The 22,580-nt window shown below is 58.7% G+C and carries 22 protein-coding genes; 9 read left to right on the forward strand and 13 right to left on the reverse strand.

What is annotated here, in order from left to right; translation table 11 throughout:
* Nucleotides 1-116 precede the first annotated feature (116 nt).
* Complete coding sequence (locus tag B2G88_RS04775; RefSeq protein WP_087714109.1) at nucleotides 117-770, forward strand: bifunctional 4-hydroxy-2-oxoglutarate aldolase/2-dehydro-3-deoxy-phosphogluconate aldolase; 654 nt, start codon at nucleotides 117-119, stop codon at nucleotides 768-770.
* A 15-nt stretch (nucleotides 771-785) separates the two neighbouring features.
* Here the strand turns inward: B2G88_RS04775 and kdgK1 are convergent, their stop codons facing one another.
* The 3 genes from kdgK1 to B2G88_RS04790 all read right to left on the reverse strand — a co-directional run bounded on the left by kdgK1 (nucleotide 786) and on the right by B2G88_RS04790 (nucleotide 4,145).
* The gene (gene kdgK1, locus B2G88_RS04780; protein WP_054862854.1) at nucleotides 786-1,769 is read right to left on the reverse strand and encodes a bifunctional 2-dehydro-3-deoxygluconokinase/2-dehydro-3-deoxygalactonokinase; all 984 of its coding nucleotides are present in this window, start codon (nucleotides 1,767-1,769) and stop codon (nucleotides 786-788) included.
* Between the two features lie 653 nt (nucleotides 1,770-2,422).
* Nucleotides 2,423-3,577 (reverse strand): galactonate dehydratase, encoded by a 1,155-nt coding sequence (dgoD, locus tag B2G88_RS04785; RefSeq protein WP_087714110.1) that lies wholly within the window; start codon nucleotides 3,575-3,577, stop codon nucleotides 2,423-2,425.
* A gap of 253 nt (nucleotides 3,578-3,830) precedes the next feature.
* Entirely contained in the window at nucleotides 3,831-4,145 is a 315-nt protein-coding gene (locus B2G88_RS04790) for a TOBE domain-containing protein (RefSeq protein ID WP_054862840.1), read from the reverse strand.
* A gap of 80 nt (nucleotides 4,146-4,225) precedes the next feature.
* Between B2G88_RS04790 and B2G88_RS04795 the strand changes: the two genes are divergently transcribed.
* Nucleotides 4,226-4,990, forward strand: coding sequence for an IclR family transcriptional regulator (locus B2G88_RS04795; RefSeq protein ID WP_087714111.1), 765 nt, complete (start codon nucleotides 4,226-4,228; stop codon nucleotides 4,988-4,990).
* 344 nt (nucleotides 4,991-5,334) lie between these two features.
* On the opposite strand, the gene B2G88_RS04800 is transcribed toward B2G88_RS04795, so the two are convergent.
* On the reverse strand, nucleotides 5,335-6,483 hold the full coding sequence (locus tag B2G88_RS04800; protein WP_087714112.1) for a LolA family protein: 1,149 nt from the start codon (nucleotides 6,481-6,483) through the stop codon (nucleotides 5,335-5,337).
* Nucleotides 6,484-6,691: 208 nt separating this feature from the next.
* On the opposite strand from B2G88_RS04800, the gene B2G88_RS04805 reads away from it, so the two are divergent.
* The gene (locus B2G88_RS04805; protein WP_054862842.1) at nucleotides 6,692-7,882 is read left to right on the forward strand and encodes a M24 family metallopeptidase; all 1,191 of its coding nucleotides are present in this window, start codon (nucleotides 6,692-6,694) and stop codon (nucleotides 7,880-7,882) included.
* A 43-nt stretch (nucleotides 7,883-7,925) separates the two neighbouring features.
* On the opposite strand, the gene B2G88_RS04810 is transcribed toward B2G88_RS04805, so the two are convergent.
* The 3 genes from B2G88_RS04810 to B2G88_RS04820 form a co-directional block, all read right to left on the reverse strand.
* Nucleotides 7,926-9,878: an MEDS domain-containing protein gene (locus tag B2G88_RS04810; RefSeq protein WP_087714113.1), complete on the reverse strand. Its 1,953-nt coding sequence runs from the start codon at nucleotides 9,876-9,878 to the stop codon at nucleotides 7,926-7,928.
* A 146-nt stretch (nucleotides 9,879-10,024) separates the two neighbouring features.
* Nucleotides 10,025-11,089, reverse strand: coding sequence for an NAD(P)/FAD-dependent oxidoreductase (locus tag B2G88_RS04815; RefSeq protein ID WP_087714114.1), 1,065 nt, complete (start codon nucleotides 11,087-11,089; stop codon nucleotides 10,025-10,027).
* A 63-nt stretch (nucleotides 11,090-11,152) separates the two neighbouring features.
* Nucleotides 11,153-11,884 carry a GNAT family N-acetyltransferase gene (locus B2G88_RS04820; RefSeq protein ID WP_087714115.1) on the reverse strand — a complete coding sequence of 244 codons (732 nt, stop codon included), beginning with the start codon at nucleotides 11,882-11,884 and terminating at the stop codon, nucleotides 11,153-11,155.
* A 146-nt stretch (nucleotides 11,885-12,030) separates the two neighbouring features.
* Here B2G88_RS04820 and B2G88_RS04825 point away from each other — a divergent pair, with 146 nt between their 5' ends.
* The 6 genes from B2G88_RS04825 to B2G88_RS04850 all read left to right on the forward strand — a co-directional run bounded on the left by B2G88_RS04825 (nucleotide 12,031) and on the right by B2G88_RS04850 (nucleotide 16,531).
* The gene (locus B2G88_RS04825; protein WP_054862843.1) at nucleotides 12,031-12,813 is read left to right on the forward strand and encodes a prephenate dehydrogenase/arogenate dehydrogenase family protein; all 783 of its coding nucleotides are present in this window, start codon (nucleotides 12,031-12,033) and stop codon (nucleotides 12,811-12,813) included.
* On the forward strand, nucleotides 12,810-14,402 hold the full coding sequence (locus tag B2G88_RS04830) for a small ribosomal subunit Rsm22 family protein (RefSeq protein ID WP_087714116.1): 1,593 nt from the start codon (nucleotides 12,810-12,812) through the stop codon (nucleotides 14,400-14,402). Before B2G88_RS04825 ends, B2G88_RS04830 begins: the two co-directional genes overlap by 4 nt.
* An 84-nt stretch (nucleotides 14,403-14,486) precedes the next feature.
* A complete protein-coding gene (gene surE, locus B2G88_RS04835; protein ID WP_054862844.1) occupies nucleotides 14,487-15,290 on the forward strand; it encodes a 5'/3'-nucleotidase SurE in 804 nt (267 codons plus the stop codon).
* A gap of 71 nt (nucleotides 15,291-15,361) precedes the next feature.
* Nucleotides 15,362-15,592: a SelT/SelW/SelH family protein gene (locus B2G88_RS04840; protein WP_054862845.1), complete on the forward strand. Its 231-nt coding sequence runs from the start codon at nucleotides 15,362-15,364 to the stop codon at nucleotides 15,590-15,592.
* 205 nt (nucleotides 15,593-15,797) lie between these two features.
* A complete protein-coding gene (locus B2G88_RS04845) occupies nucleotides 15,798-16,193 on the forward strand; it encodes a helix-turn-helix transcriptional regulator (protein ID WP_054862846.1) in 396 nt (131 codons plus the stop codon).
* Nucleotides 16,194-16,384: 191 nt separating this feature from the next.
* On the forward strand, nucleotides 16,385-16,531 hold the full coding sequence (locus B2G88_RS04850; RefSeq protein ID WP_087714117.1) for a DUF1328 domain-containing protein: 147 nt from the start codon (nucleotides 16,385-16,387) through the stop codon (nucleotides 16,529-16,531).
* A 5-nt stretch (nucleotides 16,532-16,536) separates the two neighbouring features.
* Here the strand turns inward: B2G88_RS04850 and B2G88_RS20050 are convergent, their stop codons facing one another.
* From B2G88_RS20050 to B2G88_RS20165, 6 genes are all read right to left on the reverse strand, one after another.
* Nucleotides 16,537-16,662: a hypothetical protein gene (locus B2G88_RS20050; protein ID WP_281253836.1), complete on the reverse strand. Its 126-nt coding sequence runs from the start codon at nucleotides 16,660-16,662 to the stop codon at nucleotides 16,537-16,539.
* A 183-nt stretch (nucleotides 16,663-16,845) separates the two neighbouring features.
* Nucleotides 16,846-18,162 (reverse strand): glucuronyl esterase domain-containing protein, encoded by a 1,317-nt coding sequence (locus B2G88_RS04855; protein ID WP_140408819.1) that lies wholly within the window; start codon nucleotides 18,160-18,162, stop codon nucleotides 16,846-16,848.
* Nucleotides 18,163-18,451: 289 nt separating this feature from the next.
* A complete protein-coding gene (locus B2G88_RS04860; protein WP_087714118.1) occupies nucleotides 18,452-19,447 on the reverse strand; it encodes a restriction endonuclease in 996 nt (331 codons plus the stop codon).
* 88 nt (nucleotides 19,448-19,535) lie between these two features.
* Complete coding sequence (locus B2G88_RS04865; RefSeq protein ID WP_087714119.1) at nucleotides 19,536-20,849, reverse strand: HNH endonuclease; 1,314 nt, start codon at nucleotides 20,847-20,849, stop codon at nucleotides 19,536-19,538.
* Between the two features lie 162 nt (nucleotides 20,850-21,011).
* Nucleotides 21,012-22,010 carry a COG1361 family protein gene (locus B2G88_RS19020; protein WP_140408820.1) on the reverse strand — a complete coding sequence of 333 codons (999 nt, stop codon included), beginning with the start codon at nucleotides 22,008-22,010 and terminating at the stop codon, nucleotides 21,012-21,014.
* Between the two features lie 230 nt (nucleotides 22,011-22,240).
* Nucleotides 22,241-22,540 carry a helix-turn-helix domain-containing protein gene (locus B2G88_RS20165; RefSeq protein ID WP_087714120.1) on the reverse strand — a complete coding sequence of 100 codons (300 nt, stop codon included), beginning with the start codon at nucleotides 22,538-22,540 and terminating at the stop codon, nucleotides 22,241-22,243.
* Nucleotides 22,541-22,580 lie beyond the last annotated feature (40 nt).

Raw genomic sequence — 22,580 nt, forward strand, 5'->3', positions numbered from 1 at the left:
CAGAGCAGTATCTTAAATCACGCGGATCCGCCGCTCGCTCCCGGAGCGTGGACAAATCGTGATAGTTACGCCGGGCAAGTCACTAGCTTAAAGGGGGCGATGGTCCAAGCATGCGTATGGCCAACACGAACGCGGTGCAGGACCGAATCGTCGACAGCGGCGTTGTGGCAGTCCTTCGCGGTATTAGCGAGGACCAGATCGCGCCCGTCGCACGTGCGATCTACGAAGGCGGCGTCACAGCAATCGAAGTCACGGCCGACGGCAAACGCGCGAGCGAGAAAATCGCCGCCGTCGACCGCGAACTCGCGGATACCGAGGCCGTCGTCGGCGCGGGAACGGTCCTCGACGCCCCGACCGCCCAGTCCGTGATCGACGCGGGCGCGGAGTTCGTCCTCGCGCCGGATTGCAACCCCGAGATGATCCGCACCTGTAACCGACAGAACGTCGTCTCGATTCCCGGCGTCATGACGCCCACCGAAGCCGTCACCGGGATGGAAGCCGGCGCGGACATGCTCAAGATGTTCCCCGCGACCACGGTCGGGCCGGGACACATCGGCGCGCTGCAGGGACCACTCGGCGACGTCGACATCATGCCGACCGGCGGCGTCTCGCCGGATAACGTCGAGGACTTCTTCGACTCCGGTGCCGTCGCCGTCGGGGCCGGCAGCGCCATCGTCGACTACGACGCCATCGCCGACGACGACATGGACCAGGTCGAAGCGACCGCCCGCGAGTTCGTCGCCGCCGTCGAGGACGCTCGAGCGGAATAAAAAAGCGACTGTATTTTACCGCGCAATCCCGCCGTCAGCGTCGTCGATAACCGCCTCGACTTCTTCGGGCGTGACGACGGCAAGGTCGCCCTCGAGCGTGCGTTTCAACGCCGCCGTGGCCGAGCCGTACGCGAGCGCGCGTTCGACGTTCCGCTCGTCGCCCTCGAGATAGCGCGCGAGGAAGCCACCGACAAACGAATCGCCGGTCCCGATTGCGTCGACAGTCTCTGCAGGATAGGCGGGCTGATCGTACAGAATTCCGTCGTCACCGTCACCGTCGCCAGCCTCGAGTGCGAGCGCGCCATCCTCGCCCTGCGTGATGATGATGACTTCGGCGTCGTACGCCTCGGCGATCTCACGGGCGATCTCCTCGTCGCTGCCGGTTTGTTTGAGGACGGTGCGAGCGTCTCGAGCCGCGATAATCGGAATGTCGACGGTCTCGAGCAGGCTGGTACAACACGCCTTTGCCTCGGCTGGTGACCAGAGCTTCGAGCGGTAGTTCAGATCGAAGACGGTCGTCACGCCAGCAGCGTTCGCGCGCTCGAGCAGCGTTTCGGTCGTCTCCTCGAGTTGGTCGGAGAGTGCAGGCGTAATGCCGCTGGTGTAGACCGCATCGGCCCGTTCGAACTCGAGGCCGTCGGTAAGGTCGGCGGGCGTTGCGGTCGTAATCGCAGCGTCAGCGCGGTCGTAGATAACGTCGGTGCTGCGTGGCTGGCTGCCCTGCTCGATGTAGTATGCACCCTGTCGGGCCTCGTCGGTCCAGGCGACATGTGTTTCGACGCCGTGACTTCGAACCTCGCGCGTGACGCGCCGTCCGAGCGGCGAATCCGGGAGTTTCGATGCCCACGTTGCCTCACAGCCGAGGTTCGAGGCTGCAATTGCGACGTTGCTCTCGGCGCCAGCAGTCCGAAAGTCCAGTTGCGTTGCTGTTTCAATTCGATCACCTGCCGTCGGCGACAGGCGAAGCATTGTTTCGCCGAACGTGACCAATGTTGACATTCTATACAGTGATTTTCGGACTGGCATATATACACTTTCGTATTGAACCGGCCTCGAGTCAGCACCACTTTTCCACATGGGAAATGGATGCACTATTGAGGCGTTTGGTTATACATACATACTGGTGTAAAAGTTGAGTGGTGCGACAGAGAGATGACAATGACAGCACAAATATGTACAATCGTGTAGCCCGCAAAACCAGCCCCTCTCGTTGCCATTGCGCACACGTTTTTCCACATGGGAAAATAGTGGGCGATGGACTTGCTGGCACGCTGCCTGTGTCTGACGTAGCCACACAGAGTCTCCGAGCAGGGACGAGAGGGAATAAAGGATACTAAACAAGTCGCTCACAAATTTCTTTCTCGAGCACAGAGTGTGGGTCAAGAGGCGGCGGTCCGTCTCATCGTGGACCGGTTATTGCACCGTCTGTTTGTACGCACGGAGGTCCTCGTCTTGCATCACGACTGATCGGCCCCGTCGACGAGAATCGACGAGTCGGTGATGACGCAACGTTGTCGCTGGCGAATCGGCCGGCGATACCCGCTCCAATGTCGCGAGTCGACCCGGTGATGATTGCTGTCTGTCCGCTGAGTCGGGTCCGGCCACCGTTCGAACTGGCTCCGTTCTCACCCGTGCGATGCGATTCCGGCAGCTTACCACTCTGCGACGCTCCCGTCTTCGCTGCGCCAGACAGGGTTGTGCCAGTTGACGTTCTTCTCTGCTTGCTGTGTGACGTAGTCTTCGTCGATTTCGATACCGAGACCCGGATCGGTCGGCACCTCGATATACCCATCCTCGTACTGGAAGACGTCCTTGTTCTCGAGGTAATCGAGGACGTCGCTGGTCTCGTTATAGTGGATGTCCAGGCTTTGTTCCTGAATCAGTGCGTTTGGCGAGATGGTATCGACGTGGACACATGAGGCGAGTGCGATTGGACCGAGCGGACAGTGTGGGGCGAGTGCAACATCGTAGGCTTCGGCCATCGCGGCGATCTTTTTGACCTCCGTAATGCCACCCGCATGCGAGAGATCCGGCTGGATCACGTCTACCGCGCCGCTCTCGAAGATCTCTTTGAAGTCCCAGCGGGAGTACATCCGCTCGCCCGTCGCGATTGGAATCGTCGTATGCTGGGCGATATCACCGAGTTCGTCGTTGTGTTCTGGCAAAACGGGTTCCTCGATGAAGAAGGGTTCGTAGGGCTCGAGCGCTTTTGCGAGTCGTTTGGCCATCGGCTTCGAGACGCGGCCGTGGAAGTCGACGCCGATGTCGATCTCTGGGCCGACACGTTCTCGAACCTCTCGGAGGCGGTTGACGGCGTTCTCGACGGCAGCCGGATTGTCGACGCGGCGAAGTTCCGAGGTGCCGTTCATCTTCAGGGCGGTAAAGCCGTTATCGACCTTTTCGGCGGCTGCGTCGCCGACTTCGGAGGGGCGGTCGCCACCGATCCACTGGTAGACGCGGATGCGATCTCGAGCGCGACCACCGAGGAGTTCGTGGACTGGCGCGCCGAAGCGTTTGCCTTTGATGTCCCAGAGTGCCTGATCGATGCCGGCGATTGCGCTCATCAGGATCGGCCCGCCACGGTAGAAGCCACCGCGATACATCGTCTGCCAGTGGTCTTCGATCCGTGATGGGTCCTTGCTGATCAGGTAGTTATCCATCAGTTCTTCGACGGCCGTTCGGACGGTTGCAGCGCGACCTTCGACGACTGGTTCACCCCAGCCGACGAGGCCGTCACTTGTTTCGATGCGCAAAAAGAGCCATCGTGGCGGTACTTCGTACAGGTCATAATCGACGATTTCGGACATGGATCAGTTGTTTGTATGCGTTGTGTAGTCGGAACAGCGGTTGATGGCCGACTGTCGGCCTGACTCAGTCCACTCGAGCGTGACCAGAGAGTGGCTACGCTGTCGGAAACGTGAGTGCATGTGTTGCTAACGATTAGCCTCGTCTAATATAAATATACCTCACCGCTGGGCGAGGGGTGACTGCTCGGTCGAACAGCACCAGACAAGAAAACAAATTGTCGAGTAATTGGGTCAGAGACTGTAATGTAAGCGATTACGACAGCGACGCAGCCGTTGCCTTCTCTCGTTCCTGTTTGTCCGCGAGAATATCGTCGCCCGTCTCTTGGGAGAACAGATGGATGTTGTCCTCGTCGAACGTGATCGATATCGTCTCGCCAACCTCGGGTTGGATGTCCGAATCGACACGAGCGATGAACGACTCACCGATCTCGAGGTGGATGTGGGTGTCAGAGCCGACGAGTTCGACGACCTCGACTGCTGCATCGACGGTGTTTTTCGATCCAAGGTCGCTGAGCGAGTCGTTCTCCGGACGGATACCAAGCGTGAGGCGAGTTTCGTCAAGTTCCATCTCGAGTCAATTCTCGAGAGTCAACCAGCCACCGTTTTCCTCATAGGAAAATATATGCCGGCTGGCACCAACTGTGGGGTATGTCAGAGCCGGACTATCCCGTTGGCTCCGTCGCGACGACGTTTCGGATCATCGAGGCGGTGAACGACCTCGGCGAGGCGGGGATTACTGACCTGTCCGAGCAAACGGGGATTTCGAACAGTTCCGTCCACAAACACCTCGATACGCTCCAGTCACTTGGGTACGTGCGAAAGGACGGCACGAGCTACTCGCTCAGCATGCGGTTTCTCGGGATTGGGAATCAGGTCCGGAGTCAGCGGGAACTCGTACAGGCCGCAAAGCCGGCCGTAGACAGTCTCAGTAGTACGGCCGGTGCGGTTACGAATCTCATGGTCGTCGAGCACGGGTACGGCGTCTACGCCTATCGCGCAACCAGCGGTACAACCAACATGAACAGCTATCTGCCAGTCGTCGGTGACCGCGTCCACCTCCACGCAACGGCGGGCGGGAAGGCAATTCTCTCGCAGATGGACTGGAACGAAATCACCGCAATCATCGACGCCAACGGCCTGCCGAAGATGACCGACAAAACCATCGACTCGAGGGATGTCCTCCGTCGTGAACTGCGTTCGATTCAGGACCGCGGCCTCGCGTTCGAACGCGGCGAGCACCTCCCGTCCGTCCAGTGTGTCGCCGCCCCGATTACGACCGCGGACGGCCCTGTTGGCTCAGTCAGCGTCTCCGGTAGCATCGATCAGATGAGCGGTAAAAAACTCGAGGAGGACCTCGCTGGATTGGTCGTGAGCACGACGAACGAGATCGAACTCGAACTATTTAGAGACTGATACCATTTAGAAGCCATATGTTTTCAGAGGTATATTTGAGTAGGGAGAGTATGAATTCGAGTTTGTCGAATATAATCGAGATGAAAACAGGATAAAGTCACTAATAGCTAATTAGTTTTCTAACTCACGCTTGAATTCACCATTTGGACTACTATAATATTCTTCGCATCGAACGTTTTCCGGGTGACGAATAAACAATAGTGTGAGGAGTGGTTTGACACGGATATCTGCGGGTACTGTCGCCCTACAGCGCGCATATTGCCCTCCGGATATTCGACATTTTTAGTAGCGTCTGAATTGACTCCGAATAGAACGTTCAATCCAGAATAATAGTCATAGACATGTTAGGAGCAACCAACTGAGGTTGCAACCGTCTCCAACTCGAGGTCCGCAGTCGGACTCGAGAGTTCGAACGAGAGCCCATCACACGTCCAGAAGAGGCTCTCGATTCGACCATCGCGGCGATAGACTGGCTGGCCGTCGAACTCGAGTGTCGTCTGCTCGAGGGCGGACGGATTGAACCGCTGTGTTTCTCGGACGGCGAGGAATAGCTCTCGGCCGGCGGCATCCGGGTCGGTGTACCAGAGCGTTGTCCGGTAGCCGTCGGGGTGTTCAACGACGGTCACTCGGTCGAGGACAAACGGGTCGGGCATCGACGGGTCAGGAAGGTCGTAAGGGACGACGGCTGCGGCCTCGGAACGGGTCTCGTAGACACCCTCGGGTTCGGTGCCAATCGTGACGACCTCTGCCTCGGCCGGCGGGTCGTACCTGAAGGTTCCTTGCTCGAGGCCGCCGTCAATTGTGAGGTCTTCGGAGGTGACCGTTACCCGGTGGAGAATACCGTCTTCGCTGGAGACAGTATCGCGTTCTCGAATCGGATACCGATGTTCATCGTCGATCCAGACCGACCGTTCGACGGTTGCATCGGCCAGTTCCTCACTCGAGAACCCATCGAACGGAATGCGATACACTGTCTCACCGATGAGCAGATCGATGGATCGGCCGTCGATAGTGTCGTCGTCCGGGTGGGCGTCGATTCGGTGTGTCTCGCGCCCATCGACTGTCTCGAGGCCGGCATACGAGAGGTCGTACTCCGTCCGCACCGACTCGAGGACCTGGCGCATTCGGTCGATCACGAGGCGATTTGGGTGGTGGCGCTCGGTCACGATGTTCGTCTCCGGGTTGTACTCCGAGGTGAGTGTGCGACTCCGAACAGAGACGGCACCCGGTACCACGTCGGGATCGTCCGACTCGAGGACGTCCAGTCGCTGTTCGCCCGGCGGGCGCTGGATGAGGCGGTCGAGACGTTCGGTTGTCTCCGTCGGTGTTTCCATGACCATTCGCCGACGTGTCTCGAGCGTCGAGAGGGTACGACGCGTCTCGAGTGCCTCCTGAAGTAACTGATCGCTCGAGGGCGAACTGGCCTGGGGGACCGACACACAGCCAGCGAGTCCAAGGATTGTGCCTGCAGTCAACAGCCGACGGCGGCGCATACTCGAACAAGTGGCTCGAAAATTGATAAGTATGCAGGAGTTGTGTAGCGCTCTGTAACAGGTCCAGTGAGACGCCCTGTTATCTCAGTGTGCCATAGGACGAGAACGGATGTCCCGGCCCCTCGAGTAGGATGGGGATGCACCCGAGACCGGCGTGTAAATTCGGCGAAGCCAATACTATATGTGTCGGCCGGCCGCACAGATGTGCATGAACGTCGATCCCGACCTTTCGGCCCTTCGAGGCGCACTCGAGGCGCTCGAGGTCGATGGCTATCTCATCGATGACGACGCGTCGGATTCCGACCAGCGCTACGTCTCCGGCTTTAGCGCACCTGACCCGTATCAGACGCTTGTTACCGACGACGGGGTCCACCTACTCGTCTCGGGACTCGAATACGGCCGGGCAAACTCGGAGGCTGGCGCTGACACGGTATCGCGTCGCTCGGAATACGAGTATCAGGAACGCGTCGCCGAACACGGCTCCTACGAGGGAACGATACAGACGATTGCAGCGTTCTGTGAAGACCACGGCGTCGACTCGATTGCTGTTCCGCGGACTTTCCCGACCGGCACTGCTGATGGCCTCCGCGAGCAGGGACTCGCAGTTACTGTCGAAACCGACGGTGTCGTCGAGGTGATTCGGGCGACGAAAACTGAGTGGGAAGTCGACCAGATTCGGGCCACACAGCGAGCAAATCAGGCGGCGATGGCGACCGCCGAGGAACTGATCGCGACCGCCGACGTGGACGAGGACGGCACGCTCGTCCACGACGGCGAGACGCTGACGAGCGAGCGCGTCACCGAGGAAATCGAAATCACGCTCTTGAACCACGGCTGCGGGCTCGACGAAACCATCGTCGCCTGCGGCGAGGACGGTGCCGACCCACACGACCGCGGGAGTGGCCCGCTCTCTGCGGACGAACTCATCGTGATCGACATCTTCCCGCGCGACAAGGACACCGGCTACTTCGGCGACATGACGCGCACGTTCGCCCGTGGCGATCCGGGAGAGGAAGCCAGACGCCGCTACGACGTGACCCACGACGCCTTCGAGGCTGCTCTCGAGACTGTCGAAGCCGGCGTCACCGGTTCGGAAGTCCATGGCGTCGCCTGTGACGTGATCGAGAAAGCGGGTTACGAAACCCTGCGAAGCGATCCGAGCACCGATACCGGCTTTATCCACAGCACCGGCCACGGCGTCGGCCTCGACATTCACGAGCAACCGAGCGTCTCGCCCGTCGGCGGCGAACTCGAGGCTGGTCACGTGATCTCTATTGAACCGGGGATCTACGACCCCGCAGTCGGTGGCATCCGTATTGAGGACTTAGTCGTCGTCACCGAGGACGGCTACGAGAATCTGACTGAGTATCGGATCGGACTCGAGCCCGTCGCCGAGTAACGGTCAACGTGGTCGGTTTCGGCTCCTCGAACGTCCCCGGCGCTTACTGGTCCGTCGTCGCTGGCAGTGTAAACGAGAACGTCGAGTCCTCACCGACGTCGGAATCGACCCAGATCTGGCCGCCGTGGCGCTCGACGATTCGCTCACACAGTGCGAGTCCGATTCCCGCACCGTCGTACTCGGACCGACTGTGGAGTCGATCAAAAATCTCGAAGATCTGATCCTGGTCATCGGGATGGATTCCGATTCCCTCGTCGTGGACTGAAATCACCCACTGGGTTCCGTCTTTGCGTGCTGTGACCTCGATACGTGGCGGCTGCTGACCCGCATACTTCACCGCGTTCGACAGCAGATTCTGGAACACTTGCCGGAGCTGAGTGGGATCGCCCTCGACACGCGGAAGCGATCCAACCGACAGTTGCGCATTGCTGCCCTCGAGTTTGAACTGTAAGTTCTCGCAGGCATCTGCAAACACGTCCGCGAGTTCGACTGGCTCGAACGGCTTGCCTCGGGTTTCGATTCGGGAGTACGTGAGTAAGCCGTCGATCATCTCGCGCATGCGATCAGCGCCGTCGACGGCGAACTCGAGAAACTCCTCGGTGTCCGCGTCGAGGTCGGCGCGTCGGTCGATCAGTTGCAGGTAACTCGAGACCATCCGCAGCGGTTCCTGCAGGTCGTGGGAGGCGGCGTAGGCGAACTGCTCGAGTCGTTCGTTCGAGGTCTCGAGGCGGTCGACCGTCCGCTCGAGTTCGCGCTCGCGCTGGTGTTGCTCGAGTTCGTACTTCACCCACTGGCTCATTGACTGGAGGAAGGCGCTCTCGTCGGCGGTAAACGGCTCGGACCGGGAGTCAGAATCGAGAAAGAAGAACGTGCGATCAGTGCCGCCGTCGACGCCGATGTAGGCCCCGAAATAGGTCTGGATGCCAAACTCTTGATACACGGTGATGTCATCGTAGCCATCTGATTCGGGACTCGTGACGCTGCCAACGGACTGGATATCAGTGGCGGCAGTACAGTACGTCTCCGAGAGCGGGAGTTCGATATCGGTCTGGAAGTGTTCGTGCTCGTCGGTGCTGACGTGTTCGAGTTTGAACCAGTCGCTGTCGACGTCGACGAAGGCCATTCCGCCGATCTCGAGGTTAAATCGCTCGCATCCTAGGTCGAACAGCGCCTGCAGTTTGTCTTCAAAGGCCCGATCAGGATCCGCGGTGATCTGGTTCTGTCGCTGCAGGTACTGTTCGCGCTCCTGAAGCGCACTCTTGGCTTTGCTTCGGTCGAGCAGCGTTCCGAGCATCCGCTCGAGTTCGTATTTCGAGGAGCGCCCGCCCTCGCAGAACTCTTCGGGCGGCGTATAGTAGAAGTTGTGACAGACCGTGCTGTCGTAGATGAGGTGGGGATGGACTCGGATAACGTCGCAGAGAACACCCGGCGGGAACGCCTCGCGGTTGTACTGACAGACCGCAATCGCGTCTCTGTTGTCGAAGAGGGCGTTAACCTTGCTCTCGTAGGCCATACACTCCGTAGTCGAGACATCGGCCTCGAGGATCCAGTCCATCTCGGCGGCCAGTCGCAACGCCTCGAACTCCGCAGTAGCTGCCTCGATGCGCTCGGCGTAGTGGTCCATCATCTCGTCGGCGTCGAACGACCCGTTCTCGAGATAGGTCTCCTGAATGGTTGCAAACGCGAGCGCACCGGATTCGACGGCGTCATCGACGTCGATCCCGCCCGATTGAAGGGCGTCTCGGACCGCTGGCTCCGAAGCCTCGTCAAGGACGTACAGGCAGTGTTCGCCGCGCTCGAGGCCCTGCTGGATAAACGGCACCGCAGCCGCGAACTGCTCGTCTCTGCTCTCGTAGATCAATGCGAAGTGATCGTTGCAGAACTCGCCGTTGGGCGACTCGACCGGGCCGTTGAACTGCGGACTTTGCTGGAGCGCATCAAGTGGACTCTCGAGGTCGAGGACGTCGGATTGTGTGGACTGAAGAGGCTGGCTCATGAGGGCAACGAGGATCGATTATCTGGAAAAGTGGAGCAGCGGTAATAAGAAGCCGGCCAATACATGTTGGTGTTCGAGTGACGGCCCCCGGAGATTCGAGTGACAGGGCCAGTACCGCCAGGTCTCGAAGTCTATATCGTCATGAATTACGGCTCGAGTGAGAGTCGCTCACCGACCTCGAGACCGGATCGAAGCGCAGCGTGGAGGCGACCCTCGCCGGCGACCCAGTCGCCGAGACAGTACAAGCCCTCGGTTTCGGCTGCCCGAAGCGGGTCCGAATCGACGCCATCCTCGGGCAACGCATAGCGCCACCCCTGGTGGTCCGTCCACTCTGGGTCGGTTAGGCGGTCGTCCTCGAGTAAGTCGGCCGTGAGGGTGGCCAGTTTCTCGAGCGTCTCGGCCGGTGGCTCGTCGATGTGAGCAACGAACCACTCGTGATTCGCCTGAACGACGAGCAGCGAGTCGCCATCTGGGACGTGTCCCGGCTTGCACTCTTCGCGGGCGACCCAGCCAATCTCGTGAGCTTTGTCGGTGTTGACCAGCGCGTAGTAGGGCACCTCGAGTTCGAACGGATAGTGGAAGATGCCGGTCCAGACGGATCGGTAGGAGACGTCGTCGATGGCGTCGACGAGGTCCGCCCGGAGTCCGTCGCGGTCGCCCCACTCACCTGAGCGGAGCAACTCGGCCGTCTGTGGCGCTGGCGGGGTGAGCAGCAATCGGTCGAACGGCCCCCACGTCTCGCCGGTGTCATCCTCGAGAACCCAAGTGGGCGAGTCGCCGTCCGCACCAGCGGTGACTCGGTCGATCCGCTCGACTCGCGTTCGGAGCTGAACCTCGGCGTCCGTGCGCGCGAACAATCGCTTTGCGATCTGGGTCAGCCCCTCGCGGTAGGTCCACTTATGGTCGTCCGCGTCTCTTCCCTCCGAAATGTCTCCGTTGCTGTCGAACGTCCAGATGGGGTCGCCGATATCGACGAGCCCCTCGGTCTCGAGTGTCTCTGTCAGCAGTTCCGTCACGCGCTCGTCATCGTCTGTGACGTAGTTTGCGCCGTAGTCGTAGGTCACGTCCTCTCGTCGTCGCGTTGCCGCTCGACCGCAGACACCGCCGGATTTCTCGAGAACGGTGATCGCTGTCTCCGCGTCTCGTCGCTCGAGGGCGTCAGTGGCGGCTGCGGCGGCTGCACCAGCGCCGACGATGCCGATCCGTGTCATGACTGGTGTTCGGGTCGACCGGATAAGAGTACACAGCCTTACATGCTGTCCAGGCGGGGAGCCTCACAACTCCCGCGCCATCATCACCTCGTCGACCAGCTCGTCACCGACGACGTAGTGGTCTCGCCGGATCGCCTCGGTGTCCCACCCGCGATGAGCCAGGAACGCGAGCGCGTGCTCGTTGGTGACTGGAACGCTGTTGTACACCTTCCGGAACCCGTTGGCTTCGGCCCACTCGATGCCGCGCTCGAGGAGGGTGCTTCCGATGCCGTGGCCCTGGTAGGCCTGGCGAACGCCGACAGTCTGTTGAGCCGTCCCCTGAAGACGATCAATCTGTGGTAACTCGAGGTGGGTCCAGCCGACGACTTCGCCCTCGACCGTCGCGACGAAGAACATCCGTGAGCGGACGGAATTGTGGCGCATGATCGCGTTTTCGTAGAGCAACTCCTCCGCGATGCTCTCTGCGACGACGTACGTCTCGGCGGCGGTCACATCTCGAATCGTCTCGATCAGCCCGTCAAAATCGTCGTGATGTGCCGGCCGAATCGTGAACTCGAGGTCGTCGATGTCGTACTCCTCGACTGCGCCGAACTCGACGGCAATCCGCAACGTCCCGTCATCTTCCTCGAGATAGCCGTCGGAGATCAACCCCTCGAGGTGGGTCCGAAACTCGCCGGCGGGCAGTGCAACGAACTCGAGGAGTTTGTCGCGGTCGACGGTGCCGTGGCGCTCGACGTACTCGTAGATTTGGCGGCTGGCATCGGACGCAAACGTTGGGCGGTCGGACGCTCCCATAGTGACTGTATGCGTCCCGATGAGTTATTATTTGGCGGTCGGTAACATCCCACATTGCCTGGTGTCGATCACAGCCGACGGCGAGAGGGAGAGACCGACGTATCTGATCGAACGGCTTTTGCAACGGCGGTGGCTACCACAGGGTGATGGACGTACTGATCGTCGGCGCGGGGGCAATGGGGACGTGGGTCGGGCGCGCCGTCGACGCGTCGGTGACGTTTGCCGATGTCGATTCTGACGCCGCCGTCGCGGCCGCCGAGACCGTTCCCAACGCAACCGCTGTGTCACTCGAGCCGACAGATGAGGGGCTACCCGGACTCGAGCCAGCGTACGATCTAGTCTGTTTGGCAGTCCCGATGGTCCACGTCACCAATGCAATCGCTGCCCACGCTGATCGGGCCACCGAGGCCGTCGTCGACGTTTCAGGTGTGATGGGACCTGCACTCGAGGCGATGGCCGAACACGCCCCAGATCGAGAGCGTGTGAGCCTGCATCCGCTGTTTGCGCCCGAGCGCGCACCGGGCTCAATCGCTGTCGTCCGCGACGAATCTGGGCCAGTGACCGAGGCACTTCTCGCGAGTTTCGAGGCCCGTGGTAACAGCCTCCTCGAGACGACGGCGACGGAACACGACGAAGCAATGGAGACGGTCCAGGCGGCAACCCACGCGGCTGTCCTTTCGTTTGCACTCGCCGCCGAACCCGTGCCAGATGGCTTCGAGACGCCGATCTATGACCAACTGTCGACACTCGCCGAGCAGATGACCGGCGGCACGCCGCGAGTCTATGCCGACATTCAGGAGACGTTTGCAGGAGCCGACGCCGTCGCCGACGCAGCCGCGAGCGTTGCCGACGCCGACAGCGCCGAACTCGAGGCGCTGTACGACGAAGCGACGCGGACGTGGCACGAAGCCGACACTGATTCACTATGAGCGACCAGCGAGAGGCGATCCGATCCAACGCGAAGTATCTGCGCAACGTCCGACCAATCGATCCCGACGAGATCTGCGAGTACGTCGAGGGGAACCCACACCCCGCGGTCGTTCGCCAGCACCTCCGGGAGGATGCGGTCGACCTCGGCCTGATCGAACGCGAGGATGGCACCTTCGAACCCGTCCCCGAGGAGCCGATTCGACCGAACCTGCGGCCCGTCACTACGTTCCCGTCGACATATGCGGACGCCCTCGAGGAGTTCCTCGTCGACCAGTACGGCGTCAACTGGCACGAGGACGCAACGGGCGACCTCCTGCGGTCGACTATCCGTCGATTCAAATCCAGCTATCTCGAGCGCCGCGCCGTCGAGTACACCGAAGACGTCGCCGCAGGCTACGCGATATACCATCTGCCTGCCTACTACGCTGCCATCCAGTACGCACTCGAGGATCTCGCTGACCGCGGCCTATTGGATCGGACGATGCGCGTCCTCGATGTCGGTGCCGGCGTCGGCGGCCCCGCCCTCGGACTTGCAGACTACCTCCCTGATGACGCCTTGCTCGAGTATCACGCACTCGAGCCAAGTTCGGCCGCCGACATCCTCGAGGACCTCCTGCCGGAAACCGGCCGGAACGTCCACACGTCGGTCCACCGAACGACCGCCGAGGCGTTCGATCCGGCGACCGTCACGCGAGGCGAACAGACGGACGCAGCCACACCGTTCGATCCGACCGCAGCCGACGACGGCTTCGATCTGATCCTCGCGTGTAACGTCTTAAGCGAACTCACAGACCCCGAGGCCGTGCTCCGGGACTATCTCGAGTTGCTCGCACCCGATGGCACGCTGGTTGCGATTGCCCCCGCAGACAAGAACACAAGCGTCCAACTGCGCGACCTCGAGCGCACGCTCGAAGACGAACGCCTGCTCACACAGTCGGTGTTCGACGACGAGGAGGTGGGTGGCGGCGAGGCCAGTGACCAGACCGACGCCGACGTCCGACGACAGCACCGACGCGGTACCGTTACGGTCTACAGCCCGACCGTCCGGCTCTGGCCGGGCGAGCGCCCCTCGGATCGCGGCTGGTCGTTCGACGTCCGCCCGGACCTCGAGGTGCCGGAATTCCAGCGCAAACTCGACGAGGCAACGCCTGAACACGACGAGGACCACGCACCCGGCGAGTTCGTCAACGTCGACGTGCAGTACTCCGCGTCGCTGTTGCGCCTCGATGGCACCCGGCGGATCGACATTGCACTCGAGACCAGCGACTGGGCGAAAATGGCCGAAATGGACCGCCACGTCACGAATCGGATCGACCTCACCGCAGCAAAACTCAGTCACTCACTAAGCGCTGATGACGACGACTACGGCCAGTCACGGTCGAATCCCGTTTTCAAAATCAGCGACGGCAGCGAGTCAATCGACCACTACGCCGTCCTCACGAACGAAACCTCGCTCAACCGCCCACTGCTCGAGGCGGACTACGGAGCCCTCCTTTCGTTCGAGCAGATTCTCGTCCTCTGGAACGATGACGAGCAGGCGTACAATCTGGTCGTCGACGAAGAGACTATCGTCGACCACATCATGTGACCGCCGGACGAAGACAGTCCGTCGGTGACAGCTATCACACCACAAAGCGGTGGGCTTTTCGCACCAGCCTCTAACCCACTCGGTATGACCCTCGAGATTCTCCTGACGAACGACGACGGGATCGATAGCACGGGTATCCGTGCCCTCCACGACACGCTCGCGTCGCATGCGAACGTAACCGTCGTCGCCCCGGCGACCGATCAAAGCGCCTGCGGGCGCTCGATGTCTCACGAGGTCGACGTCTCCGAGCACGAACTCGGCTACGCGGTGCATGGCACGCCCGCTGACTGTGTTATCGCCGGGCTGGCCGAACTCGGCCCGAAACCAGATCTTGTCGTCGCTGGCTGTAACAAGGGTGCAAATCTGGGCGAGTACCTTCTTGGACGCTCGGGAACGATCAGCGCCGCCGTCGAAGCCGCCTTCTTCGATATCCCAGCGATTGCAACTTCGATGTACGTCCCCGTCGATGGCGACGACCTCGATGCAGTCGATCTCAGCGTCGACGACTACGCCGAAGCAACTCGTATCACCTCGTATCTCGCCGACAACACCCTCGAGTCCGGTGTCTTTGATCACGCGGCGTATCTCAACGTCAACGTCCCCGTGGCTAACGGCGAGCCAGCACCGGTCGAGGTCACGCGCCCGTCACAGCGCTACGAGATGGACGCCGAACAAAACGGCGAGCGGATTCACCTTCATGACCGCGTCTGGGAGTCGATGGACCCCGAGACGATTCCCGATCCCGATGGGACCGACCGCCGAGCCGTCGCCGAAGGCCGAATCAGTATCAGCCCGCTGACCGCACCCCACACGACGAGTACCCACGACACACTTGAGACCCTCCTCGAGCGCTATTGCGCCGACAATGCGGCTCCGACCGAGCTGTAATCCGTTCGAATGGCTGTCACCGCCTGCGGCCAACCCTGAGTGATTTGTACAGTGACGCTGAACACTCATGTATGGCAACGGTTGAAATCGAATACTGCGTCCCATGTGGGTTTTTGTCACGAGCAGAAGACGTCCAGCACGCGCTGTTGACGACGTTCGGGGACGACCTCGAGGCGGTCACGCTAACAACGGGTACCGATGGTGTTTTTGTCGTCCGGGTGAACGAGACTGTCATCTTCGACAAAAGTGAAGATGCGTACGATGTCGACGAAATCGTCCGTAATACCCGCCATACGCTATGATTTGTCACAGACGATCCGTGACATCTCAGCAAGGACGACTGGAATGGACTTGCGGCGTGCAAGGTGGGTGTCCTTTGAGATGGCTGCAGTCACGATTTACTGACGGTCCCCACTCCCGACGTGCCAGCAGCACAAATATAACCGATGAGACAGAAGAGTATCGTAACGACAGTCTGGGATTGATTGACTCGATAACACCCCAACCATGGTACTGAGTGCACTTCGGGCTCGCCTCGCTTCTCTCTGGTCAACCGACTCGACCGGGGAGACGACAGCTGAGTCCACAACGACAGACGAAGAACCGACCGATGAATCAAGCGACGATCAGACGCTGAGCTATGCCGAAGAGATCGAGTATGGCGTCGACGAACGCGATCTCAAAGACGACGACAAAATCCTGCGCTTGCTCGTCAAACGCGGCGGCCGCGTCGATGAAGCGACCGTCCGCGAAGAAACAGGCTGGGCAGATGAGCGCCTTTCGGCCGTCATCGACCGCATGGAAGACGACGACCAAATCAGTGCCATTACCGTGGGGCGAAAACGCGTCATCTGCCGGCGCGGCTTCGAGCCCAAAGGCTACCGATCACATCTCAACGAGTAGCAACTCGAGGACGACTGCAGTGTGGGTGGGTGGAGTTTCTGTGCGCTTTCCGATTTCGGAGCGTCTGCTCTGTCCAGCGGAATATCTCGAGGACCGTACAGTCCCTCACGTGTCGAAACCACTGGATTCGGTGCCTCTCGGCGGCGTATTCAGGCCAAATCCCTATCCACTGTCGGCTCTCTACTAGAGGTATGTTAGAACTTGCAATACTGTTCTTCGTCATCGCAATCATCGCAGGGGCACTGGGCGCGACCGGCGTTGCTGGATTCACAATGGCAATTGCAAAGTGGTTGGTGTTGATTTTCGTCGTCCTCGCTATCGTGTCTCTGCTGTTATAGACGGGTTAGCACTCGAGCGCCGGGGCAAACTCACACACACCCGCGGCTGTTACTTCGGCGAACGTCGGTCCAGCGACGAGAAAGACCACGAGCAACACGAAAACGAACAGTGCAACGAGTCGGCCAACCATATGTGACTAGTCACCATACTTCGTGATAATGCTACTGGGCGATTCACTGATTGTTCACTGATCAGGGACGTTCTGATTTATAAACATGGCCGCTTCGGCAGTTCATGGATCGCTCGAGACCCCGGTGACCGAATAGACTGGTCATCGCGCTCGAGCGTGCTATTCAGGCGTTGTCGGTCCGTGCTATCTGGATGGAGTTGATCCGTGCTCGAGATGCTGGTCCGCAAAGTCATACACTGCCTCCCAGTACTCCGGCGTCATCGTGTGCTCGGCGTCACGCCGATAGTGCAGAATCGGCGGGGCGTCGTCCGGAATCGAGCCACCCTCCTGAGAGACCTCGTCGTCACTCAGGGTCTGATCCTCACGCAGGTCCCACACCGTGCTCGCGCGTCGAATTGACAGCCGTGCAGCGTTCGGATTCGTCCAGGCATCCGCCTCGGGCGTGCTTTCCGTCGCCAGAATTGCTCGAGGTGCAACGAGCGCGACGAGGTGGTGCTGATCGATTGGGAACCGACCCACGTCCGTAGCGAACATCGGATAGTACCCGTTGAACCAGTGGGGGAACGCAGTCGCGATCTGTTCAACCGTCTCCCCGCTCGAGGCCGTCGCTTCGCGGCGGGAGAGTGCAACGCCCGCCGTCCCGGATTGGTGTGGGATCACCAGGGCGATTCGCTCATCGAGTGCACCCGCCAGCAGGGTCGCTTTCCCCGCTCGAGAGTGTCCGAACGCGGCGATAGCGTCGTCTCGAATGTCGGGATCCTCGAGCAGGTACTCGACGCAGCGGCTGATTCCCCACGCCCACGCTGCGAGTGCGCCGCCTCGAAGCGCCCCTGGGACATCCCCGTGGTGGTGCCAGCAGTACTTCGTGAGTCCCATCTCAGGGGTATCCGGGTGAATATCCCAGGTGCACGCCGTCGCGAACGCGTACCCGCGATCAATTGTCTCCCGGACCTGCCAGTAGTCCGCCCGCTCCCCCCGCTCGAGGAGATGTTCGGCCGCAGTTTCGCGCTCTCGAGCCCATGCTGGGACGGACAGGTGAGAAATATCTGCGACCGTGTGATTCCCGGCCATATTGAGCCCGAACACGGCTGGGTTCGGTGTCTCGGTTTCCGTGGGAACGAATAAGGCGAGGCGGATTTCGGGGGCCGCTTGGGGGAGGTCCGGGAATCGAATGGCGATCCGTTTCAGCGTCGCGGCTCCGGCGAACACGGACTCGTGTACTTCGTCGACGTCGAAGCGCCGCCTTGGAGCCGGCGGCGCGTAGCCGTAGACATACTGTCGGAGAAGCGCTTTCAGTCGTGGTCGGCGCTGTTCGCGCCACGCGGTTGCGGATTCGACTCGCTCACCGTCGCCGATTTCGAGGACGTGCGGAGGGTCGGCCTGTGGCATACGTTCCGAAACTGGCGTGACGTCGTCCGGAATCGCGAACTCGGTGCCAGGGAGTTCCACGCCGTCGCCAGACTGTATTTGGTCGTCGTCTCGAGGCGCACTCGAGTCCATATTGTTTGCACCAACACTGGCTCGGATCATATAGTACCCACTGACAGTCAGTATGACGAGAACATCGACGTCAGTTCGGCGTGGGCATCGCCATCTTGGAACGACGCTGTGGAGTCCCAGCGCCACTCGGTCAACCGACCGTGGACAGGTCTGACTGAAGGGGTGTTTCAGCACTAATTTGCCCTCAAAGGCGCAGAACGCGAGTGTGCAATCTCGCCGAGTATAGTCACTTCCTACAAACACCGGAACAGGGTCGGGGATCAGCGCGACCAGGGGACAACAGTCCGTCTCACTTGACCGCAGCTGCCAACTCCGGCGGAAGCCCTGGCAGCGCGTCTTTTTGCGCTTCGGAGAGGTACAGCATCCACTCCACCTTCTGGAGTAAATCCGCCCTCGAGATCCCGTCTGCCTCCCGGTCGTACTCCTCGAGAAGGAGATGCGTGGTGTTCCGGAATCGGACTCTGGAGACGGCGCTGTTGACGCCGCCGACGTAGAAGACGAATTTTGCTGTTCCCGCAGCGGGAATTCGGGGTTGTGCGACCTGCCAGTCACCCGGAAAGAAACTGTTCCGCGAGAAGCCGAGTGACTGAGTGTAGGACTGCCCGGTATCGTCGTAGACGGTGAAATCTTCCCACGGATGGAGCACGAGATCATAGTCGACGAGATTCGTGAGTTCGAACGCGAAGAACGGTCCGTCGAATTCGGTCGGCTCGATCACGTCGGGGTCCGACGACGTTACCCACTCGTAGCCGACGAGCGTCGCCCTGAAAAGGTCGCACTCGGCAACGACAGTCGTCGGCTCGCTCGAGTCGAACGCACTGATGGATTCGGTATATGCGTGACTCGAGATATCGGTCCCGTCCGCGTAGGTCGCAACCAGATCCTCGGCACCCATCTCTCTGACCAGTCGCTCGAGGGTCTCGCCGTCGACCAGTTTGATGTTGAAATCGTCGGCGATGGTTTCGGCCTGGCTCGTAAACCCACTCGTCGTGACGACGACGACTTCATCAACGTTCTCGCGTTGTTTCAGCGAGGCGTACGTCTGTAGTTCAGGCCCGGAAACGGCGTTCGTCTCGGCGTATCGCTTCGCCTGGATGAGGAGCTTCTTCGGATACGGGAACGTTTTCGTGGCGACGACGTCGATCCCCTTGTCACTCGACTGGGACGTCACCTCGGTGTCCCACCCGCGACGAGACCAGAGGTCCGCAACGAAGTGCTCGAACTCGTGGCCATCCAGTTGCTGCAACGGACGACTGACTGCTGACTTCGGGAGTCCCGTATCCATCCCGCTGTGTCCTCGTCATCGCGATAGCAAAACAGTTCGCATCGACGGAGGTTCTCGAGTGCGTTTGGGTGCCACTCGAGAACAACACTTACCGATAGCGTTTGTTTCGCACGCTAGCTTCGTCTTTCAGTCGGCGGTTGAATTCGTCACCGTCGCGGCCTTCGTGCACCCGTCGATGACAGTTCGGACACAGTGCGATCACATTCTCCGGGTCGTCCGGCCCGCCGTCACTTCGGCGCGTGAGGTGGTGCACCTCGAGGAAGGGGTCGCCACTCGGGTTTCGAAACGGGGCCGCCTCCTCACAGCCCTGGCAAACGCCGTCCGCGACTCGCAGCGCGAATTTGCGGACGATATCGGATCGAGGATAGGATCGGCTGGTGCTCGAGTTGGTCGGTGTCTCCTCGGGTTCGCCTGGTTGTGTCCCTGCTGGCGAACTCTGCGTTGCCTTCTCGAAGAGTTCTTGATCCGAGAGTGCAGTCGGTGTGGTCTCGAGTTCAACATCCGTGCCGCCGATGGGAGCCAGTTCGAACCGAAACGCGTCTCGCAGGTCGCCGTTCTCGTCGGGTAACTCCGTCCTGCGGTGGCCGACGTACTCGTACTCGCCGAGATAGGTACTGATCCAGGGCAGGTCGGTATTCTCGAACAGATGGAGGTCGTCGCCGTTTGCGTTGTGCGAGCGAATCGCTTCGTTCCCGCCGTCCATCGTCATCTCGCCTTCCGTTCCCTCGCCAGTGTAGAGGAAGGTGTCGTCCTCGAGAAACTCGTCCTGATAGCCGTAGGTGCTCCCGGCGTCGCCCGTGAAGATGAAAATGAGCGGGTGCTCGCTTGGCGTCGCAATTCCCTTGTATCGCCCGCCTTTGAGCACGTCGTGAATGAACCACCGGCTGTAGGTCTTGCCGACCTCGAACTCGCCGTTTTCGATTGGGATGAAATAGCTCTCGTCTTGTTTGGTGACCAGATTGAGGGACTCGAGCCACCCGAGATGACGCGTGACGACATCGTTTGGGAGCACGTGATCGGGATAGGCGTCTTGGAGTTGCTCTTGAATCTCCGTGATCGTTCGATGGCCATTCGGAATCGCTCGAGCGATTTCCCGAAATCCGTCAACAGCCGTTGCGAGCCCTTCATACATCACGAGCGGTTCGTCGTGTCTCCAGAAGGCCTCGCCCTTGTTCGTTGGCTCGTAGCCCTCAGGCGTGTGCTCGAGCAGATCAATCGACTCGAGAAAAGAGATGTTTTTCGAGATAGTTGATTCCGAGCCAGCGGACGTATTCTCAAGTAGCCAGTTGGTTAGCTCGTGTTCTGTAGGGGTTTGCCTCGAGACAAATCGAAGCGTCGAGTGAAGATTCTCAATCCGATGGTCTTTCCCGCCGAAAAATCGTTCAGCGGTCATTCGAGTCATGATGCACAGCATATTACGTATCGGAGATAAATCTGTTTGATAGGATTTATATTTCTGAATAGATATAATTAATATATGTAGATTTGACTGCAAGGTTTTACGACAAGAGTGGATGCCTCTCCAAACAATATAAAATATGATTGTGGTGTGTCTGAATAGTACTTAACTTAACTTCATTTGACGTTGTAGTATTGAGGCATGCTTTGGTCCTTCTGGGGGATGATCCCCTGCTCCAATAATATCTACTTGCCAGCTATCATCCCCATCACAACCAAACACATGGACGAGATCACCGTGTTCTAAATGGTCGTTATTGTTACCATTAAAAGATAGTGTCTGGTCAGTTGTAAATGATTTTACCGTTCGTCCATTCCTCGTAACTTCACACCCTAGTTCCTCTGGTAATTCGATATCAAGAGATAAGTTATGCTTCAAGATCATATCAATTGAATTGAATGAAATATCGATTTCATCAAGCTTAGCAGGAGGTTCTCTTTGACCAAGATGATTCAAGTCTATTGGTGCGTTTGGATTTTTATATGGAACAGATTCTGCGACAGGATCCATTGAGTTTTGTAGAGCATTTTCTATTGAGGTTGACCCATGAACCATGAATGGGGCAGAAATAATCTCTTCTGATTGAATGTCTCCGAGAATGTTCTTATACTGAAGAATTAATCGAACTGTAGCAGATTTTGTTCCAGTGTGATGTAACTTTCCAGTGGCAGTTGTAAACCACGAACGGGTATCTGAGAATCTATTGCTTCTGAGACTCAGGAATAGATGTGCATTGAATTTCTCCTTTTCACCAGGTGTCAAACTTCGGTACTGATCGCTAACTGAATCGCCGATATAAAAAAGTGAATTCGGCACTGGTTCTATTCTATAATATTCGTTCTCGGTTACTAAGACGCAGGTTAAAGTTAGATCAGTTGCGATTCCGTTTCCAATGTTTTCGAGAGTTAATTTGATCTGGTCTCGGTTACCGAACGAGATGTTGGTGTGACGTAATTTTGGTTCGTGATTAGCTCGACTGATTTCTGTTTGAGATTTGATTAACTTTGTTTGTCGATCTTGGATATTGGCTTGCATTTTTTGCACATCATGCATCTGTTTATAGAAATATACGAGAGCACCTGATAAGAGGAGTGAACCAGCCATCAACAGTACATCACTCCACTTAAGAATCCATTCGAAAAACCCTATTTGCCAATACATTCTCATATAATCCTATATCTGAAGTTTATAATACCTTTGTACTAACGGCTGTGAAGTCTATCTTTGAGGAGATTTTGTTATCAATTGAGGTACTACCGTACTGTAATCACCGAATTGCTACATCTACATTGCTGTTTTCTTGGGGCGTTCTGTCACGCAACATGATCGAATCATTATTCCCCGTTATTGTTCTCATCTAATACATTAAAGGAAGATTCCGATGCATCTTCACTCGTATCCAATTCCCCATTGAGATAGGCCTCGCCACAATCTGTAATCACATAAACACCATTCCCGAGATGATTCAATAGACCATATTCTGCAAGTGTTCTGAGACGGCGAGAGATATGTGATTTAGAGACTCTCACATATCCACTCTCTTTGAGTTTCTTCGGCGATCCAGATTCTTCCTCACGAATGTACTCGAGTATACGATCATCCCAAATCGTCATCCATGATCCAGATTTTCGCATTCAAATACCCTTTATGCCGTACAGATTCCTATTTGCCTCG

It is taken from the genome of Natronolimnobius baerhuensis, from assembly GCF_002177135.1.
In the GTDB taxonomy this organism is placed as follows: Archaea; Halobacteriota; Halobacteria; order Halobacteriales; family Natrialbaceae; genus Natronolimnobius; species Natronolimnobius baerhuensis.

Excerpts from the sequence above, each read along its gene's own strand:
- B2G88_RS04775 (WP_087714109.1), top strand. The coding sequence starts at position 117 with ATGGCCAACACGAACGCGGTGCAGGACCGAATCGTCGACAGCGGCGTT.
- kdgK1 (WP_054862854.1), bottom strand. The coding sequence starts at position 1,769 with ATGTCAACATTGGTCACGTTCGGCGAAACAATGCTTCGCCTGTCGCCG.
- dgoD (WP_087714110.1), bottom strand. The coding sequence starts at position 3,577 with ATGTCCGAAATCGTCGATTATGACCTGTACGAAGTACCGCCACGATGG.
- B2G88_RS04790 (WP_054862840.1), bottom strand. The coding sequence starts at position 4,145 with ATGGAACTTGACGAAACTCGCCTCACGCTTGGTATCCGTCCGGAGAAC.
- B2G88_RS04795 (WP_087714111.1), top strand. The coding sequence starts at position 4,226 with ATGTCAGAGCCGGACTATCCCGTTGGCTCCGTCGCGACGACGTTTCGG.
- B2G88_RS04800 (WP_087714112.1), bottom strand. The coding sequence starts at position 6,483 with ATGCGCCGCCGTCGGCTGTTGACTGCAGGCACAATCCTTGGACTCGCT.
- B2G88_RS04805 (WP_054862842.1), top strand. The coding sequence starts at position 6,692 with ATGAACGTCGATCCCGACCTTTCGGCCCTTCGAGGCGCACTCGAGGCG.
- B2G88_RS04810 (WP_087714113.1), bottom strand. The coding sequence starts at position 9,878 with ATGAGCCAGCCTCTTCAGTCCACACAATCCGACGTCCTCGACCTCGAG.
- B2G88_RS04815 (WP_087714114.1), bottom strand. The coding sequence starts at position 11,089 with ATGACACGGATCGGCATCGTCGGCGCTGGTGCAGCCGCCGCAGCCGCC.
- B2G88_RS04820 (WP_087714115.1), bottom strand. The coding sequence starts at position 11,884 with ATGGGAGCGTCCGACCGCCCAACGTTTGCGTCCGATGCCAGCCGCCAA.
- B2G88_RS04825 (WP_054862843.1), top strand. The coding sequence starts at position 12,031 with ATGGACGTACTGATCGTCGGCGCGGGGGCAATGGGGACGTGGGTCGGG.
- B2G88_RS04830 (WP_087714116.1), top strand. The coding sequence starts at position 12,810 with ATGAGCGACCAGCGAGAGGCGATCCGATCCAACGCGAAGTATCTGCGC.
- surE (WP_054862844.1), top strand. The coding sequence starts at position 14,487 with ATGACCCTCGAGATTCTCCTGACGAACGACGACGGGATCGATAGCACG.
- B2G88_RS04840 (WP_054862845.1), top strand. The coding sequence starts at position 15,362 with ATGGCAACGGTTGAAATCGAATACTGCGTCCCATGTGGGTTTTTGTCA.
- B2G88_RS04845 (WP_054862846.1), top strand. The coding sequence starts at position 15,798 with ATGGTACTGAGTGCACTTCGGGCTCGCCTCGCTTCTCTCTGGTCAACC.
- B2G88_RS04850 (WP_087714117.1), top strand. The coding sequence starts at position 16,385 with ATGTTAGAACTTGCAATACTGTTCTTCGTCATCGCAATCATCGCAGGG.
- B2G88_RS20050 (WP_281253836.1), bottom strand. The coding sequence starts at position 16,662 with ATGGTTGGCCGACTCGTTGCACTGTTCGTTTTCGTGTTGCTCGTGGTC.
- B2G88_RS04855 (WP_140408819.1), bottom strand. The coding sequence starts at position 18,162 with ATGGACTCGAGTGCGCCTCGAGACGACGACCAAATACAGTCTGGCGAC.
- B2G88_RS04860 (WP_087714118.1), bottom strand. The coding sequence starts at position 19,447 with ATGGATACGGGACTCCCGAAGTCAGCAGTCAGTCGTCCGTTGCAGCAA.
- B2G88_RS04865 (WP_087714119.1), bottom strand. The coding sequence starts at position 20,849 with ATGACTCGAATGACCGCTGAACGATTTTTCGGCGGGAAAGACCATCGG.
- B2G88_RS19020 (WP_140408820.1), bottom strand. The coding sequence starts at position 22,010 with ATGGCTGGTTCACTCCTCTTATCAGGTGCTCTCGTATATTTCTATAAA.
- B2G88_RS20165 (WP_087714120.1), bottom strand. The coding sequence starts at position 22,540 with ATGCGAAAATCTGGATCATGGATGACGATTTGGGATGATCGTATACTC.